The organism is Limnoglobus sp. (assembly GCF_059499385.1).
Genome location: NZ_JCABYM010000106.1, coordinates 237,156 through 253,788 on the forward strand (window position 1 = coordinate 237,156; position 16,633 = coordinate 253,788).

Here is a 16,633-nt window from a genome sequence, read left to right on the forward strand (position 1 = left end):
ACCCCGAACCGAGCCGAACATGGAACGAAACTTCAAGAGCGATTTCAAGCCGGTGCTGCTGATGGCCCTGCAAGCGGCCGGCGTGACGGCCGTGGACACCAGCGTGATCGACATGGGCGCGGGCCAGGGGGCCGCGGAACTGACCGGCCTGTTCTACCTGCCCACGATCGTGGACGGGGCGAACGTCGAGGTCGAGGTGTACTCGGCGGCGGCCTCCGACAAGTCCGGGGCCGTCCTGGAGGGCACGACGGGCGTGATCGCCGTGACTTCCGCCGACAACGGGAAGCTGCTCGCCGTCAGCTTCGACCGGGTCAGCCAGCGGTACGCCTACTTCAAGGTGAAGCGGACCACGCAGAACATCACCGTCGGGGCCGGGGTCGGCCTGGTCGGGAAGCAGTTCCGCGAGGCGGCCGACAACAGCGGGTTGATCGGCGGCAAGGCGCACCTCGTCCTCGGCGTGTAAGGCCCGCTGACCCATGCCCTCCTCGATCGACATCACCCGGCCCGCGGCCCCCGCCGACCTGTGCGTCACGGTCGGCGAGGTGAAGGCGAACGCGGGCGGGGTGGAGGGCACGGGCGAGGACGCGCTGATCGCGGCGATGATCCGGGCCGCCCAACGGTACGTAGAGACGCGGGCCGACACGGTCCTCTGCCCGGCGACGGTCGCGGAGCGGTTCGGCGGGTTCCCGTGCGGGGCCCTGCGGCTCGGCCGGGAGCCGGTCCGGTCCGTCACGACCGTGGCCTACAAGGACCGGGACGGGGCCGAGGCGACGCTGGCGGCCGACGCCCGGCAGGAGTGGTTGACGCACAACCCGCCGCTCGTCACGCCGCTCGCCGACCAGCCCTGGCCGGAGACGAAGCCGGGGGCGCTCGGGGCCGTGACGGTGACCTACGAGGCGGGGCCGGCGGTCGCGACGGCCGCGCGGGACGGGTTCAAGATGGCGGTCGTGATGATCGCGACCGCGACCTACGAACACCGGGACGCCTTCGTGAAGGCCGGCGAACTGAAGGTCCCGGCGGTCGTGAACCAGTTCATCGACGCCGAGGCGAAGCGAGGCTACCCGTGACGACCTTCTACGTCGGCCTGACGGCCGGGGTCTGGGCGGCCGGGACGCCGGGGCAGTTCCTGCCGGGGGCGGACGGCCGGGCGACGCTCGCCGAGGCCCTCGACGACGCCGCGGACGGGGACGTGATCCAACTGGCCCCCGGCGAACACGAGTTGCCGGCGTCGCTCGACGTGTCGGTGCGAATCGTCGGGCACGCGGCCGAGACGGTGACCCTGACGACCGCGACGCCGGTGTCCGTCGTCCCGGAGGGCGTGAGCCTGCGGCTCGAACTGCTCACGCTGGCCGGCGGGCTGCCGCTGCGGGTGAACGGGACGTTGGCCTGCTACCGCTGCGCGACGGCGGCGGACAGCTTGGCCGAGGTCTCGCCGGGCGGGGCCGGGGTCGCGGTGTGGTGCGGGAAGCCGATTTCGGCGATGGCCGGGGCCGCGGTCGGGAACCACCCGCAGCCGGCCCGGACGACCCCCGGCGGCGAGGCCGGCGGGCGGATCGGCGGCTACCGGCACCGGGTGGAGTTGCAGGCCGCGGCGAAGCGGCAGAAGGCGTCCGGCCAACAGGCCGCGGAGGAGTGGCTCACGTTCGCGGACCTCCGGGTGACCTTCGACGAGCGGCCGGGCCGCCAGGGGATCCAGGAGCGGTTGATCGTCGCGAACGCGACCGGGCTGGCCTACTGCCGCGGGGGGGTCCCGGTCCACCCGACGATGCGGCTGCTGCACAACGGCCGGGCGCTCGGCATCCAGGGCGTGGCCCTCAGCAAGCCGCCCCGGAACGAGTTGGAAATCCTGTACGCGGAGCGGGTGGCGTGAAGAACCTCCGGGTCAGGGTGTCGGGCGTGGCGCAGGTGCGGGAGGCGCTCCGGGCGGTCAAGGACGAGGTGGCCGGGCCGCTCATGCTCCGCGGCGTTCAGGCCGGTTGCCGGAAGGTCGTGCCGGTCGTCCGGCAGAACCTGAGCCGCAACCGGCTGACGAGCGCGACGACGCGGTCCATCGGGGTGAAGGTGCAGAAGTTCCGGGACGGGCAGGGGGCGATCGGGCTGGTGGGGCCGCGGCGGTATCACCGGATCCTGCACCCGGCGTTCGGCTACCGGTCCCGCGGGCTGTGGCGGCAGACGAACCCCGGCACGACGGACCCGCCGAAGATCCTGCACCTGATCGAGGGCGGGCGGAAGGCGGTCCGGCCGACGAAGGCCAAAGTGCTGGCGCTCGTCGTCCCGCGGCTGGACGGCCGCCGCAAGCCGGGGATCGCGATCGCGGGCGGGGAGGCCCGCAAGTTGGGCAAGAAGCCGACCCCGCCGAAGCGGGTCCCCGGCGGCTTCCTGATCTTCGCCCGGTCCGCCGGGCCGGCGCGGGAGTTTCGCCCGATGCGGAACAGCCTGCCCGCCATGCAGCAGAACGCGGTGGCCGGCGTGGTGGCCTTGGTGCAACGCGACCTGCCCCGGATCGCGGCGAAGGCCGCCGCCCGCGGCCGGTCGATCTTCCGAGGCTGACGTGACCCTGAAGGAAGCCCTCGCGACGAAGCTCCGCGCGGCCCTGGCGACGTGCCAGGTGTACCCGAACTTCGTGGCGATGAACAAGGACGGGACGTTCGACCACCTGCCGGCCGCGGCGTACCGGCTGGTCGGCGGCAAGCACTACGCGGCCGGCGACATCGGCCGGACCGGGTTCGGCCAGGAGACGTTCCTGGTCGAGGTGTTCGACGAGGACGCGACGTGCTGCGAGCGGTTGCGGAAGGACCTCGAAGACGCCTTCCCCGGCCGGACCAAGAAGAACGACGCGGAGCAGTCCGCCCCGGTGAAGTGGGGGCCGGCGGCCGACCCCGGCCCGTGGGTGTACTGGGCCGAGGCGAGCGACCCGGAGAGCGACGGGTCCGTGCCCCAGACCGACGCGCACAACACGCTGCACTTCGAGCAGCTGCTGGTGACCGTCTCTTTCCAGGAGTGACGACCGATGGCCGACGAAATGCTCCCGAGCAGCGGTTACCTGTTCCACTACACGACGACCGACGCCGACTTCCTGGGGGCCGTGGCCGCCGGCAGCCTGCCGTCCCCGGTCCCGGCCGCCGTCCCGTACCCGATCCCGTCCGACTCCGCGGACTGGACCCGAATCAAGTGCATCAGCCGGCCGTCCGGGATCGCGAACGCCGAGGTCGAGACGACCGAACACCGCTGCGGTGACCCGGAGGCGGCCGTCGTCGAGGACTTCGCCACCGGGTTCAAGCGGCTGAACCCGGTCGGGCTGATGACCACGTACACGGACGACGGGGACAAGTTCGACGACCTGAACGCGATCAAGGACAACCGGACGCTGTTGGCATTCCTGTTCACGTTCCCCCTGTTGGGCGGGCAGACCCGCCCGGCCCGGTTCGTCCAGCGCGCGTACCTCACGAAGTGCAACCTGATCTTCGACGACAACGGCGCGCCGATCATGATGGAACTCGAATTCAAGCCGACGCTGGATGTCGGCAAGTTCGCGAAGGCGGCCACGTCGTAACGGCGGCCCGCCCGGATTCGCCCCCACCGGAGTCCCCATGTCCACGGTCCGATCGAAGTTCCTGCAAGCCCTCGGCACGCCCCGGTTCCGGGACGTGGAAACCCCCTGGGGCACGGTCCGCGTCTTCTGCCTCCGCGGGAGCCAGTACGACGAGCTGCAGAAGAAGCGGGAGAAGACGACGAGCCGCGTCCGGGATCACGCGATGCTCGTCATCGCGACCTGCTTCGACCCGGAGACGGCCAAGCCGCTGTTCACCGACAAGGACCTGGACGACCTGGCCGACGGGAACGCCGCCGAGGTCCGGTTCCTGGCCGAGATCGCGGCCGACGTGAACACGGTCGAGGAGGGCGGGCCGGCGGGAAACGGGACGCCCGCGCCGCCAACTGGCGCAAGCTAGCGCGGCACTTCGGCTGGCCGGCCGACGTGCTGAAGGAGTTGATGACCGAGCAGGAGTTCCGGTCGCACGTCGCCGACGTGAACGCGGGCGACGAGCCGCTGGACCAGATCCTGCACTTCACGCGGGTCACCGCCAAGCTGCTGAACCTCATCGCGTCGTCGCCGTTCCTGCTCGGGAAGCCGCCGTTCCGGGACGAGGCCGTTAACCCGTTCACGAAGCGGGCCGACCGCGACCCGGACGCCCGGCTGTCGGACGCCGAGTACGCGGCCGCGGTCGAACGGCGGGTGGCGCAGAATCAAAACTGCCAGGTCCGGGAATGAGCCGCATCAACGTCGGAACCGTGTCGCTGGGGGTCGTCGCCGACGCGAGCGGCGTCGGCCCCGGCGTGGACGAGGCGACGAAGGAGATCAACAAGCTCCCGAAGGCGGCCGACGACGCCAGCCGGAAGCTCGACAAGATCACGCAGTCCTTCGTGGACCTCGCCCGCGCGACGAAGCTGGCGAAGGAGGCGGCCGCGCAGTTCCGCACGAAGGGCGTCGGGCCGGGCGGCCCCTCGCCGCTCCGGGGCGGGTTGGGGGGCCGCGGCAGCCGCCCGATCTTCCCGGACATCGAGTCCGCCACCTCTTCCGCGATTCTCGCCGACGCAAAGCGCGAACTGGACCAGACGAAGGAGGCCGAGAAGGTATACGCCGACGCCCGCCGCCGCGGGCAAAAGCTCCTCCGCGAATCGAAATCCACCTTCTACGCCCTCGCCCCCGGCCGCACGACCCGCGGCCAGCGGGCGTTCCTGTCCGACCAACGCGAGGCCGAACGGGTCGGCCGCCGGAGCCTGCTCACGGCCGACACTTACGACCTGCTACCCGAGGACGGCGTGAGCGCCGACGAGCGGCGGCAGCAGCGCCGCCGGGACCGGGACGAGCGGCGGGCGGCGGCCCGGCGGCTCGAACGCTTCCGCTCCGCCAGCGTCCAGCGGCGGATCAACGCCTTGCTCGCCGAGGCCGGCGACGCGACCAGCGAGGGGCAAGCCGCGGCAGCGCCCGCGGCGACGGGCGGCGGACTTCGCGGGCGGCTGCGGGCGGGGGCTGTGACCGCGGGCGGGGCGGCGAGCGGCGCGGCGGGGTCCGCGGCGTCGTTCTTCGCGAACCAAACGCTCGGCATCGCGAGCGGCGCGGCCGGTTTCTTCCGGGGCATCGTCGAACGCGCCCTCGGCTACGCCCTCGGCCGGCTGATCGGCGAGGTGGCCGGCGGGATCGTCGGCCTCGCGCAAACGGCCCTCGACACCACGCGGAAGTACGAGGAGCAACTCGTCTCGTTCGGCGTCCTCACCGGCAGCCCGGCCCGCGGGACGGCCCTCGTCGGCTCGCTGCAACAACTCGCCGTCGAGACGCCGTTCAAGTCGTCCGAACTCCTGGACCAGGCGAAGTTGCTGCTGTCCTACGGCGTCGCCGTGGACGACGTCCGCGGCACGCTCTCGCGGCTGGGCGACGTCGCGAGCGGGACCGGCGCGGACCTGAACCGGCTGTCGCTCGCCTACGGGCAGGTGATCGCGAAGGGGCGGTTGCAGGGCGGGGAGCTGCGGCAGTTCACCGAAGCCGGGGTCGGCGTGGGCGACTTCGCATCAGCCTACAACGAGACGACCGGCAAGAACGTCGGCGTCGCCGGGTTCCTCGGCCTCGTCGAGCAGGGGCAGGTCGGCGCGAACGTCATCGAGCGGGCGTTCCAGCGGATGACCGGCGCGGGCGGCCGGTTCTTCGGCCTGATGGAGGCCCGCAGCCAGACGGTCAGCGGCCGCATCCAGGCCCTGAGCGAGTCGATCGAACTCTTCACGCAGCGGGTCGGGACGAGCTTCTTCCAGAACACCGGCCTCGGCAAGTTCCTGGACCAGACCGGCAAGGACATCCGCAACATCGACCTGGGCCGGCTGGACCAGTTCTTCCAGGGCCTGGACCGCACGGCCGGGCCGTTCCTCGGTCGCGTCGGCCGGGGGGTCGGCAGCCTGTTCGGGACGCCGGGGATGCCGGACTGGAACTCGCTCGACGCCGCGCTCAAGGGCCTGACCGAGAAGACGATCCCGGACCTGCTCGACGGCGGGAAGGTCGTCCTGAACGCCTTCCTGGAGATCACCCGCGGGGCGCTGATGGCCGCGGACGCGCTCTTCCGGATCGGCGGGTTCGTGTACGACCACCTGCCGGACCAGAAGTACACCGGCGAAATCCTCGCCGGGGCCGCGGGCGCGGCGGCGGTCAGCGGCCGCCTGGGGCGGGCCGGCACGCTCGGGGCGAAGGGCGCGGGCCGGCTCATCCCCGGCGTCGGGTGGGCGATCCTGGCCTACGAGGCTTACGACTACCTGATGGGCGGCGGGCAGGGCGGCGGGGCCCCCGACAACCCGTTCGGCACGGGCGTCGTCGGCGGGAACTTCCGGGCGGCGGCGGTCCCCGGCCCGGCCGCGGCTGCCGGCGGGCGGGTCCTCCCGGACCTCGCCGCCCGGATCGGCCGCCAGCAGGCCGCCCTCCGCAACGCCTCGCCCAGCGACCTGTTCCGGCAGGCGGCGGGCGGCCAGTGGTCCGTCCCGGTGTTCGGCGAGGTCCCCGGCAACGTGCAGTCGGCCGTCGAGACGACCGCAGGCGTCCTCGGCAAGGTGTTCGCCGACCCGAAGAACGTGAGCGCCCGCCTCGAGGCAGACCGGCTCAACGCCCTGAACGCGATCGGGACGAGCGGCGTCACGGGTTGGCGGACGCCGCGGCAGCCGCGGGACTACCGGTCCCGGATGATCGCCGCCGGGATCATCTCGGACCCGAAACAGCCGCTGTACGACGCCGGGATCCTCAACGACCCCCGGCCGAAGAAGCCGGTCAACGTCACCGAGCGGGACGTGATCCTGGCGAACGGCTACCTGAACAAGTTCGGCGAGAGCCTGAAGGGGGTCGGCCAGCAACTGGACAAGCTGGCGGAGGCGGCGTTGCCGGGTTTCGGGAAGCGGATGGAGGACATCAAGGCCGAGGTCGCGGCCCCGGCGGACCGCCCGTTCGACGCATTCAAGAACCGGATGGACGACATCAACATGGGCGTCCTCCGGCAGAAGCTGACCGGGCCGGAGGCCGACCGCGCCCGGTTTCTCGCGTTCGACGCGCTCCGGGACAAGATGGGCGCGACCCTCGGCGGCCCGCCCCAACTCATGCGGGCCGGGACCCAGGACGCGGAAACGGCCCTCACGAAGGCGATGAACGAGTTCGAGCGGAACCGCAAGCCGACCGAGGAGGAGATCCGCGACCTCGTGAAGATGGCGTACGACCGCCAGGAGGAGCAACTGAAGGCCGAGACGGAAATCTCCAAGACGCTGAAGGACATTGCCAAAAAGCCGGGCGGGTTCAACTTCGTCGGCATCCAGTTCGGAGGCGGGCGGTAATGGCGCTGCACCCGGCGATTGAAAAGATCAACCGCGAGCCGATGCACGAGGCCCTCATCACCTCGGGCTTCCAGCGGCAAAGCTCGCTGTTCGTGAAGATCCTGCTCAAGAAAGAATACTGGGGCGCGGTCGATCCGATGGACCTGCTGACGGACGACCGGCTGCCGGCCGCCTATTCCGCTTGGCCCGTCCACCCCTACCCGCAGACGGACCACGAGGGGACTCTCCTCGCCGCCTACGCGGTCAAGGACGCCCTGCGAATCTTGCAGAGCGTGTCACTGACCTCGCGGAACACGCACTCGTCGGTGGAGTTGCGGTACGACTACGAATCGAACCCGGCCGTCCCCGCCGGCTACCTCCCGGCGGCCCTCCGGCAAGACCCGGCCGGCTCGCCCGCGGGCGGCGACCTCGGGTACAAGATCGCTTACGACAAGGAAGAGATCGAGGTCCCGTACACGATCGACGCGCTGAACGCGAAGGTCCAAATCTCGTCCGGGGAACGCCCGGTCCCGCTGCCGACCCGGAAGCTCATGATCCGCGTGTGCCGGATCACCCGGCTCGAACCGAATCACGCGATCGACTGGCACGACACGTTCGCGTACACGCTCAACAACGCGACCTGGAACGGGCGGCCGCAGGAAACCGTGTGCTGTTTCCCCGTCACGTACAGCGACTGGCAGGAGATCGGGGGCGCGCTGTGGTGGCCGGTGAACTACGAGTTCCGCTGGCTCGCGAAGGACAACGCGCCGGGCGACCTGCGACCGACGCACTCCGCGGTGGACTTCTGGCGGGACATCATCCTGTCGATGAGCCTGAACCAGAAGGTGGCGGCCGGCGGGGTCAAGCCGATCATCCTCAACGGGAACCGGTTCACGGAGCCGCAGGGCCTGGACGCGGACGGCCACTTCATCAACCCGCCCGGCAGCGCCGCCCCGCACCAAACGACGTTCCGCAAGATCGCGACCAAGAGCTTCGCCCCGCTCAACATCACCCTCCCCGCCCAGTACACCCCGCCATGAGCGAGATCGTTGGATTCCGGAACGCGGGCGACGCCCGGCGGATGGCCGCGGCCGTGGGCCGGTTCGTCGCGTCCGAGGGCGCGGCCGACCCGAACCGCGCGATCGCCGAGCAGGTGGAGATCGTGGAGAACCTCGGCGGCCAGGACGCCGGGGTCGGGACGACGGGCCGCATGATGGTTTGGTCGTCCGCGGAGGGGAAGGCCGAGGAGGGCGACCCGGTCCGCGTGCTGGAACAGCCGCTCGGCCGGTTCGTCGGGTACGACGAGGACGACACCCCGATCTTCGTCACCGCGCCGGCCGGGGTGGAGGTCAAGGTCACGGGCGAGATCGCGAGCGGGATGTACCCGGCCGTCCGGACGCTCCGCAACCCGGCGACGCTGCTGTACGCCGACGGGTCGGGCGAACTGAGGGCCGTGCCCGTGGGCGGCGGGACGCTCCAAACCGGACGCCGGTACCACGGCCGGATCATCGGCAAGGTGACGATCAGCTCGACGGAGTACGACCTGGCCGAGGTGGTCGGCGACGCGAACCCGACGGCATTCAGCGGGGCGGCGGAAACCGCGTGGGCCGGGGGCTTGGTCTCGGCGGACGAGCAGTCCTTCAAGGGGGAGAAGTTTTTTCGCGACACGCTGACGGTGTCGAGCAACGTGTTCAACGACTACATCGAGTTGAATCCGGTCCCATGCAAGCTGACGCTACAAGTCGCGGGGGACACCGGCCTCCCGCCCCCGTTCGACAAGCGGGGCGTGACGTGGCTGACGCCGGCCGGCATTGGGTCACCGGTTTTCTGGTCGCAGTTGCCCGGTGATTACTTGGCCGTCGGTATCGGCTTCTCGAACGAAGACCTGAGTAAGTTTGGGTACTCCGGAACCGTCGTGGGGATGGGTCGAAGTGTTGGAAGCACTTTGCTCATGGATAACGGCAGTGTCACGCTAGGTTTTAAGTGCCGATCAAACGGAGGGTTCGCCGTCCAGCGGCCCGGCGATACCGGCGGCTATCCGGGCTGGCGGGACGGGATCGACCTGAACATTCAGGTCGGCAGTCGCTTTTTGGAGTTCCGCGGCGGGATTCTCGTCAGCGACTCCACGGTCCCGCCGCCGCCCGGCCCGATCCCGCCGCCGCCGCCGGCGTCGGCCGGTCTGGACATCAGCGCCCCGGCGTTTCCGGACGCGACGATCACCGTTTCCAACGGGCTGACGACGACCAGCTACCCGCTGGACGGGGACGGCCTCGCGACGATCTCGGACCTGTTCCCCTACGGCACGTACACGGTCACTCTGGAAGGCGCGGCCTATTGGGAGTCGGAGACGGACCCTGGCGGCGTGGTGGACAGCTTCGCGAACGACACGGCGACGATCACGTTCAGCGGGGCCGACACCGGCGGCACGGTCGAGTTCTTCGACGAGGTTCCGCCGGACGGGTACAGCGTCGAGGGGTTCGCCCTGGACCTGATTACCAGCCTACCGGCGGGGACGACAATCGCCCTGTACGACGGGGCCACGCTGGTAGACACCGTGAGCGTGGCCGGTGGGGACGGGTCGTTCGTGTTCTCGAACGTGCCGGACGGGACGTACACGATGGAAATTCCAGGGTCCGACTACCTGCCGGCCGGCCCGTTCGTCGTCAGCGGGGTGAACCTCGACGTCGGCACGGTCTACTTCAGCGAACCGATGTGACGGCCCGGTTTTTCCTAACGCCGCCCAAATGCGCCCGCGGGTGGCGCGAACCACATTCGCGCCCGTCCCGGCATGGAGTGGCTTGCGTCATGAGGAAGTCCCGTCGCGCGTGGGTTACGCTGCTGTTCGTCACCGGCCTCGCGGCCGCGGCGGGCGTGGTTTGCCGCCCGGCCCCGAATCCGGACGGCCCCGCCGCGGTCGAACTGCTGAGCAACCGGGGCCGGCTCGCCCTGGTCCGGCCCCAGACCTTCGCCGACGCCGGCCGCCGGGTGACCGTCGTGGAAGTGGTCCTGGCCGAACCCTCGCTTCGGCTCGCGTTCCTCGCCACGCCCGAACAGGTGGAGGAACTCGAATCCCTCCGGGGCCGGGTCGTGACCGTGACGTACACGGAGGCGGACGGGGTGAAGGGGCGGCTGGTCTCCGTGGCCGCCGAGTGACCCCGCAGCGGAATCAAAACGTGTGGTATAACTAGGTTATAATGTCCTGCAATCGGCTCGAACCGTTGGCGATGGGCCGGCCGTACACGCTCCTCCTGGACGCGATGCGGCCGGACAACGCCTACGTCGATTTCGCGACGACGAAGGGGTACGTGTTCCTCGTCTCGAAGACGCACCGGGTGCGGTGGGACTGGGAGCCGGGCGGCGGGGCGAACCTCGGCGCGCCGGAGACGATCGACGGCGTCCCGACGCTCGCGTTCCGGATCCCGGCCGAGTGGACGCGGGACTCGGACAACTTCCCGGTCACGGAAGCGACCGAGTACGAACTGACCTTCCACGTCGGCGAGTTGTCGGGGACGAGCGGGTTCGGGGCGGAAGTGGGCACGATCACCGTACACCCGCTGGCGGACGGCCAGCCAGTGAGTTGACCTATGGGATACACGGTCCGAGTGCGGAACGTCGCCGGATCGCCCGTCGTGGTCACGATCCACGCCGGGGCCGCGGGGAAGGACGGCTCAAGCGGCGGCGGCGGCGGGGCGGGCGTCGTCTTCAGCGAGACGCCCAGCGGCAGCGTGAACGGGTCGAATGCGACGTTCACGACGCTCAACGACTTCGTCCCCGGCAGCGTGTCGGTGCGGGTCAACGGCCTGTCCCAGCGGCCGGGCACGGACTTCACGACCAGCGGCGTCCGGACGATCGCGCTGACCTCCTCGCCGACGCCGGGCGAGTCCATCCAGGTCGATTACACGAGGGGCTGATGGCAACGACTCAGATCGCACAACGGCAGATCGCGGACGGCGCGATCAACAACGCGAAGGTCGCGGCCGGGGCGGGAATCGACACCTCGAAGCTCGCTGACGGGGCGAACTTCTTGAAGAAGGACGGCAGCGTAACGGCGACCGGGAACCTCGACCTCGGCAACAACCGGATCACGAACGTCGCCACCCCGAGCGGCGGGAACGACGCGGCGAACAAGTCCTACGTGGACACCGCGATCGGCAGCCTGAACTCGCTGTTCGACGCGAAGGGCAGCGTCCGGGCGGCGACGACGGCGAACGTCACCGTCTCCAACCCCGGCACGTCCACGTTCGACGGCGTCACGCTGTCCAACGGCGACCGGCTGCTGCTGAAGTCGCAGTCGTCGGCCGCCGAGAACGGCATCTACCAGTTCAACGGGTCGTCCTCGGCGCTCACCCGCGTGACGGACATGGACGCCTGGGCGGAAGTGCCCGGCGCGCTGGTCACAGTCGAGGAAGGCACGACGAACGCGGACACGCTCTGGCTCTGCACGTCGAACGCCGGCGGCACGCTCGGCTCGACGGCGATCAACTGGACGCAGCTCGTCGCCGGCGGGTACTCGAACTCGAACTTCGTGGACAAGGAGACGCCGAGCGGCAGTGTGAACGGCAGCAACACGACGTTCACGCTCGCGAACACCCCGACGACCGGCAGCGAACACGTGTACCTGAACGGCGTCCTGCAGGAGTCGGGGTCCGGCAACGACTACACGATCAGCAGCGCGACGATCACCATGCTCACGGCCCCGATCAGCGGGGACAAGCTCCGCGTCTCCTACCGGAAGTAACCGATGCCCGCGACCGTCTTGGCTTCACGGCAAGTGCCGGCGGGCGGCGGCGGCGGGAACGCCGTCACCCGCGGCACGTTCGTCGGCTCCCGGCCGGCGTCCCCTTCCGCGGGCGATCAATACCTCTGCACGGACGCCCCGTTCACGGAGGTCTACACCGGCTCGGCGTGGGAGGTGCGGTACGACGGGATCGTTGTGAAACCGCCACCGACGAGCGGTTGGACGTGGGCGAATCAGGGGACGGCCGCCGTCGCGACTGCCGGCGGCCTGGTCACGCTCTCTGACGCCGGACACCTGGGGGCCGCGAACCGCTGGTACTACCGGTCCGCCCCGGCCGCCCCGTTTACGATCACCTTCGGCCTCTGCGCCCTCGGCTTGACCAGTTATTTCAACGCGGGTGTCGCGTTCCGGAGCAGCGGCGGAAAGTACGTCTTGGCCTACGCGGGCGGGAGCGGGAGCAGCTTTTACGGCGGGCAGTGGGCGGTCAACAAGTACGACAACAGTACCGATTACAACAGCAATTACCGGGCGAAAAACGGGTTCTGTCCGGCGATGAACAGATTCTGGATGCGGCTCGTGGACGACAACACGAACCGCGAAATTTGGGCGAGCTACGACCGCCGGACGTGGACGCGACTGCATCAAGTCGGCCGGACCGACTTCCTCACCGCGAACGGCGTGTCACTGTATCTGAACACCCGCGACGACGAGGGGAGCGGGGCCGAGGTCGGTGGGTCCGTGTCGTTGTTCGACTACGAGGATGCGTGACGTGCTGACCCTGTACCGCCGAGCGTCCGGGTCGTTCGGCTTCCGCCGGAGCGCCGTCGAACTGGCGGCTCACCCGTTGCCCGCAGACGTGGCCGAGGCGCTCACGCTTTCGCCCGAGGATAACCCGGCGCTTGCCGCGGCACTGGCCGTCTCGACGGAGGGCTACGCGCTGTCTGGCGGCGTCGTGACGCTGGGCGGTCAGCCGGTCGCCGTGAACCCCGACTTGTCGGCGCAGCGGGCGGCAATGGCCGCGGCCGCCTTGCTTCAGTCCGGCGACCCCGTGCCGCGGGCGGTCCGGGCGTCGGACAGCGTGGGGTACGAGCTGCGGAACAACGTCGCCGAGTTGCTCGGCGTCGTGATTGACCACCTCGAAGAACTGGCCGCCCTGCCGCGGGCCGAGCGGTCCGCCGCGCTCGTCGCGTGGGTCGCCGCGGACCGGGCCGCGTGGGAGGCGGCCGGGGGCGTGTGGGCGCTGGAGCCGCCGGCCCCGGCCGCCGTCGTCGCCACCGGCGCGGACCGGGTCCAAGCCGACGAGCTGCTGCCGCTCGTCGGGGCGGCCGTGGCCGCCGGAGCGTAATGCCTATCGCCTGTTTGTTTTACTTGGTATAACGTGTTAAACTGTGATGACACCGTTTCGTCAACACAGTGGGCACGTCATGTTCACCCCCTTTTTGGTTGCGTTGCTCGTCTCCCCGTCGCAAGCCCCGACGCCGCCGAAGGTCGAAGAGGTCGTCGCCGTCCCCGCGGCGAAGGCCGAGGAGGTGACCGCCCGCGTCGGCCAGTTGAAGCGGCTGCGGAGCGCGGACGCGAAGGCCCGGTGGGAACTGAAGGCTGGGACGGTCGGGGCGGAGATCATCACCGACGGCCAGGGCGGGTGCGCGTTCTCGGCCGAGCATCCGGGGCAATACACGCTCGTCTGCTACACGACCGGCCCCTGTACGTGGGTCGTCGTCACCGTCGGCCCCGCCGTCCCCGGCCCGACGCCGCCGGCCCCGCCCGGCCCCGTCGTCCCGCCGAAGCCCGACCCGATCGTCCTGGCAATCAAGGACGGGTTCAAGACTGACGGCGGCCCGACGGCGGCGAACAAACTGGACGCGGCGAAGCTGTCCGGGTTGTGGGAGGCGGGCGCGGGGCACTGCGACAACAAGGACGTGGCGACCGCCGGCGCGCTGCTGGACCAAATCCGGAAGGTGGCCGAGAAGGAGTTGCCCGCCTCGCACCTCTCGGCCACGCGGAAGGCGATCGGCGAGGCCACGCTAAAGCTGTTCGGCTCCCCGGACGCGGCCCTGACCGACGACCGGCGGGCGGCCGCCAAGCAACTGTTCAACTTGTTCGCGACCACCCTTGAGGACCTCAGCAAGTGAGCCAGCCCAACAATTGCCCGGCCCCGAAGAAGCGATACCGGTTGACGCCGTTCGCGTTCGCGGCCGCTTGCCTCGGCCTGAGCCTGTCCGCGGTCGTCGCGGTCGTCTTCCTGTTGCTCCCGCCCGCGCCGGTGAAGGACGACGCCCCGCCGCCGGCCCCGGTCGCATCCGCCCCGGCCGCCGCGCCCGGCGAGGACGCCCACTACTTCGGCGGCTGGCTTGACATCCCGGAGGGCCGCGAGGAAGTCCGGACCGCGCTGCCGCCCGAGGAGCGTTGGTTCGGCGACACGCCGGCCGGCCGCGCCGTGATGGGCGACGATCAGGACGTGTTGTTGTCGGACGGGGTCAGGAAGTTCTTGGGCCAACACCTGCCGGCCCGCGATCAGGGTCGGGTCGGGTCGTGCGTGAGCTTTGGCAGCACAACGGCGATCGAATACCTCATCATCCTCCAAGCCCTTTCGCAGGGGCTGCCGCTGGACGCGCACAAGGAACTCGTCCAGGAGGCCATGTACGGGTTGTCCCGCGTGGAGATCGGCGGCGGCCGGATCCGCGGGGACGGGAGCGTGACGGCGTGGGCCGGCGAAGCCGCCAAGCGATACGGCGTGCTGCCGAAAGGCGTGTACGGCCGTTTGGACCTGACCCGGTACGACGAGAACCGTTGCCGCGACTGGGGCCGGTCCGGGCTGCCGGATGAACTGGAACCGATCACCAAGCAGTCGCCGGTCAAGGGCATCTCGTTCGCCCGGAGCGCGGACGAGATGGCGAAGGCGATCCGCCAGGCGTACCCGATCGCGATCGGCTCCCGCGTCGGCTTCGGCTCCCGCGGCCCTTGGACGCGCGACAAGGACGGCTTCCTTCGCGCGTCCGGGACGTGGGGGCACTGCATGGCCGTAGTCGGCGTCATCGGCGGCCCGCGGCCCGGCTTCCTGTTCGTGAACTCGTGGGGCACGGACTGGGTCCGCGGCCCGACGGGGAAGTACGACATGCCGCCGGGCAGCTTCTTCGTCGATTGGGCCACCGCGGACCGGATGGCCCGCGAGGGCGACTGCATCGTCTTCAGTGACGCCGTCGGGTTCCCGACCCGCAACCCCTGGTTCATCCTCAAAGACGTTCCCGCCCCGGCGCGTGGCCGGGGCCGGGACGTTGTCTTCGCCCCGGAGCTTGCGCCGTGAAGAACGCGATTCCCGTTTCGGCCCTGTGCTGGGCCGCCATGCTGTTCGTCGCCCTCCTCGCCTTCGGCTGCGTGGCCGCCGCGTCCGACCCCGTGAAGGAGAAGGCCAAGACGAAGGCGGCGGCCGCCCTCGCGCTGGCCGTCGCCGCGGACGTGGACCAGAAGGTAGCCGCCAAGCCCGTCGCCGCCGCGAAGTGCGAGAAGTGCGGTGGGGCGTGCAAGTGCGACGCCTGCGACTGCGACGGGAAGTTCACGCGGGCCGCCACCAAGCCGGACCCATACCGCCAGGTGCTGAAGGCGGTCCAGTCGGGCGGGGAGCGGATCGTGTACGTCGGCTACCGCGTGCCCGCCTCGGCGAAGAACGCCGTGGCGCTCGCGAGCTTCGACGGCAACACGAAGGGGGTGTTCCGCTGCTACTTGCAGAACGGCTCCCCGACCTACGAGGAGCGGGACGACCTGATCCCGACGAAGGAGGTCACCCGGACGAAGGTGGTGAAGGTGAAGCAGTGCAACGGCAACGGGACGTGTACGCTCGTGGACCAGCCCGTCACGGAAACGGTCCGCGTGCCCGACGAGGTTCCGAGCCAATGACCTGGATCGAGCGGCGGTTCGCCGCCGTCTGCGCGATGACCCCCGAAACGAGCGACGCCGAGAAGCTGTTACGCCTCGGCGTCGCTTCTTTGTTCCTGCCCGTGGTCCTGCCCCTCAAACTCTATCGGAGCCTGACATGGAGACCGTGAAGAAGTTGGTGAAGTCCTACTGGAAACTGATCGTCGGCCTGCTGCTCGCGGCCACCGCCGGCGGCGGGGCGGTGAAGGTGATTCAGGGGAAGGAGTTCGAGGTGATCGTCGTGGTCCCCGAGGACGCCCCGGACATCTTCAACGACGGCGTCCCCCGGATTCAGGCCGGCCCCCCGTTGGGGCTGTCCGACCGGTCGCGGTTCGGCCTCCGGGCCGCCGCGCTCGAGTTGCGTCGGCGGGGCGAGGGCCGCGGGAAGCTGTTCGAGGTGCTGAAGGCGCTGCACGAAGATTCGGCGGTGGTGGACCGGGCGGAGGCGGCCGCACGAGGGGCCGGATTCGACCCGGCCGCAAGCATCGCCGTGAAGGTCGCGATCGCCGTGGCGATCAAGATACTCGAGCGCACGGCCCCGAACACGGAGACGACGCTGGACGACCGGCTGTTGGCCCTGCTGCGGCTGTTCGAGGGGAACCCCAACGCGGTGAACGCCGCGCACGCGGCGGTCACGGGCGGGTGAAG

General features: G+C 70.2%; 22 protein-coding genes. All 22 read left to right on the top strand.

All coding sequences use genetic code 11. From position 1 onward, the window contains the following. Positions 1–19: 19 nt before the first annotated feature. The 22 genes from AC5JJ2_RS19140 to AC5JJ2_RS19245 all read left to right on the top strand — a co-directional run bounded on the left by AC5JJ2_RS19140 (position 20) and on the right by AC5JJ2_RS19245 (position 16,631). The gene (locus tag AC5JJ2_RS19140; protein WP_495859622.1) at positions 20–463 is read left to right on the top strand and encodes a hypothetical protein; all 444 of its coding nucleotides are present in this window, start codon (positions 20–22) and stop codon (positions 461–463) included. A 13-nt stretch (positions 464–476) separates the two neighbouring features. Then, complete coding sequence (locus AC5JJ2_RS19145) at positions 477–1,067, top strand: head-tail connector protein (protein ID WP_495859623.1); 591 nt, start codon at positions 477–479, stop codon at positions 1,065–1,067. Then, positions 1,064–1,870: a phage head completion protein gene (locus AC5JJ2_RS19150; RefSeq protein WP_495859624.1), complete on the top strand. Its 807-nt coding sequence runs from the start codon at positions 1,064–1,066 to the stop codon at positions 1,868–1,870. Before AC5JJ2_RS19145 ends, AC5JJ2_RS19150 begins: the two co-directional genes overlap by 4 nt. After that, on the top strand, positions 1,867–2,550 hold the full coding sequence (locus tag AC5JJ2_RS19155; protein ID WP_495859625.1) for a hypothetical protein: 684 nt from the start codon (positions 1,867–1,869) through the stop codon (positions 2,548–2,550). Before AC5JJ2_RS19150 ends, AC5JJ2_RS19155 begins: the two co-directional genes overlap by 4 nt. A gap of 1 nt (position 2,551) precedes the next feature. Further along, complete coding sequence (locus AC5JJ2_RS19160) at positions 2,552–3,004, top strand: hypothetical protein (RefSeq protein WP_495859626.1); 453 nt, start codon at positions 2,552–2,554, stop codon at positions 3,002–3,004. A 6-nt stretch (positions 3,005–3,010) separates the two neighbouring features. After that, on the top strand, positions 3,011–3,553 hold the full coding sequence (locus AC5JJ2_RS19165; protein ID WP_495859627.1) for a hypothetical protein: 543 nt from the start codon (positions 3,011–3,013) through the stop codon (positions 3,551–3,553). Positions 3,554–3,590: 37 nt separating this feature from the next. Next, entirely contained in the window at positions 3,591–3,950 is a 360-nt protein-coding gene (locus tag AC5JJ2_RS19170; protein ID WP_495859628.1) for a hypothetical protein, read from the top strand. A gap of 41 nt (positions 3,951–3,991) precedes the next feature. Next, on the top strand, positions 3,992–4,270 hold the full coding sequence (locus AC5JJ2_RS19175) for a hypothetical protein (protein ID WP_495859629.1): 279 nt from the start codon (positions 3,992–3,994) through the stop codon (positions 4,268–4,270). After that, complete coding sequence (locus AC5JJ2_RS19180; protein WP_495859630.1) at positions 4,267–7,356, top strand: tape measure protein; 3,090 nt, start codon at positions 4,267–4,269, stop codon at positions 7,354–7,356. The genes AC5JJ2_RS19175 and AC5JJ2_RS19180 overlap by 4 nt, the downstream gene beginning before the upstream one ends. Further along, positions 7,356–8,375, top strand: coding sequence for a hypothetical protein (locus tag AC5JJ2_RS19185; protein WP_495859631.1), 1,020 nt, complete (start codon positions 7,356–7,358; stop codon positions 8,373–8,375). The genes AC5JJ2_RS19180 and AC5JJ2_RS19185 overlap by 1 nt, the downstream gene beginning before the upstream one ends. After that, positions 8,372–10,051, top strand: a complete 1,680-nt coding sequence (locus AC5JJ2_RS19190) for a peptidase associated/transthyretin-like domain-containing protein (protein WP_495859632.1) — start codon at positions 8,372–8,374, stop codon at positions 10,049–10,051. The genes AC5JJ2_RS19185 and AC5JJ2_RS19190 overlap by 4 nt, the downstream gene beginning before the upstream one ends. 89 nt (positions 10,052–10,140) lie before the next feature. Beyond that, positions 10,141–10,488 carry a hypothetical protein gene (locus AC5JJ2_RS19195; protein ID WP_495859633.1) on the top strand — a complete coding sequence of 116 codons (348 nt, stop codon included), beginning with the start codon at positions 10,141–10,143 and terminating at the stop codon, positions 10,486–10,488. Between the two features lie 41 nt (positions 10,489–10,529). Next, positions 10,530–10,916, top strand: a complete 387-nt coding sequence (locus AC5JJ2_RS19200; RefSeq protein WP_495859634.1) for a hypothetical protein — start codon at positions 10,530–10,532, stop codon at positions 10,914–10,916. Between the two features lie 3 nt (positions 10,917–10,919). After that, entirely contained in the window at positions 10,920–11,246 is a 327-nt protein-coding gene (locus AC5JJ2_RS19205; protein ID WP_495859635.1) for a hypothetical protein, read from the top strand. Beyond that, on the top strand, positions 11,246–12,073 hold the full coding sequence (locus AC5JJ2_RS19210) for a hypothetical protein (RefSeq protein WP_495859636.1): 828 nt from the start codon (positions 11,246–11,248) through the stop codon (positions 12,071–12,073). Before AC5JJ2_RS19205 ends, AC5JJ2_RS19210 begins: the two co-directional genes overlap by 1 nt. A gap of 3 nt (positions 12,074–12,076) precedes the next feature. Continuing rightward, a complete protein-coding gene (locus AC5JJ2_RS19215) occupies positions 12,077–12,841 on the top strand; it encodes a hypothetical protein (RefSeq protein ID WP_495859637.1) in 765 nt (254 codons plus the stop codon). After that, entirely contained in the window at positions 12,834–13,418 is a 585-nt protein-coding gene (locus AC5JJ2_RS19220) for a hypothetical protein (protein ID WP_495859638.1), read from the top strand. The genes AC5JJ2_RS19215 and AC5JJ2_RS19220 overlap by 8 nt, the downstream gene beginning before the upstream one ends. Before the next feature lie 79 nt (positions 13,419–13,497). Further along, positions 13,498–14,205 (top strand): hypothetical protein, encoded by a 708-nt coding sequence (locus AC5JJ2_RS19225; protein ID WP_495859639.1) that lies wholly within the window; start codon positions 13,498–13,500, stop codon positions 14,203–14,205. Continuing rightward, a complete protein-coding gene (locus AC5JJ2_RS19230) occupies positions 14,202–15,377 on the top strand; it encodes a C1 family peptidase (RefSeq protein WP_495859640.1) in 1,176 nt (391 codons plus the stop codon). Before AC5JJ2_RS19225 ends, AC5JJ2_RS19230 begins: the two co-directional genes overlap by 4 nt. Beyond that, a complete protein-coding gene (locus AC5JJ2_RS19235) occupies positions 15,374–15,967 on the top strand; it encodes a hypothetical protein (RefSeq protein WP_495859641.1) in 594 nt (197 codons plus the stop codon). Before AC5JJ2_RS19230 ends, AC5JJ2_RS19235 begins: the two co-directional genes overlap by 4 nt. Continuing rightward, positions 15,964–16,116 (top strand): hypothetical protein, encoded by a 153-nt coding sequence (locus AC5JJ2_RS19240; RefSeq protein WP_495859642.1) that lies wholly within the window; start codon positions 15,964–15,966, stop codon positions 16,114–16,116. Before AC5JJ2_RS19235 ends, AC5JJ2_RS19240 begins: the two co-directional genes overlap by 4 nt. After that, positions 16,104–16,631, top strand: a complete 528-nt coding sequence (locus AC5JJ2_RS19245; RefSeq protein ID WP_495859643.1) for a hypothetical protein — start codon at positions 16,104–16,106, stop codon at positions 16,629–16,631. Before AC5JJ2_RS19240 ends, AC5JJ2_RS19245 begins: the two co-directional genes overlap by 13 nt. Positions 16,632–16,633: the final 2 nt, after the last annotated feature.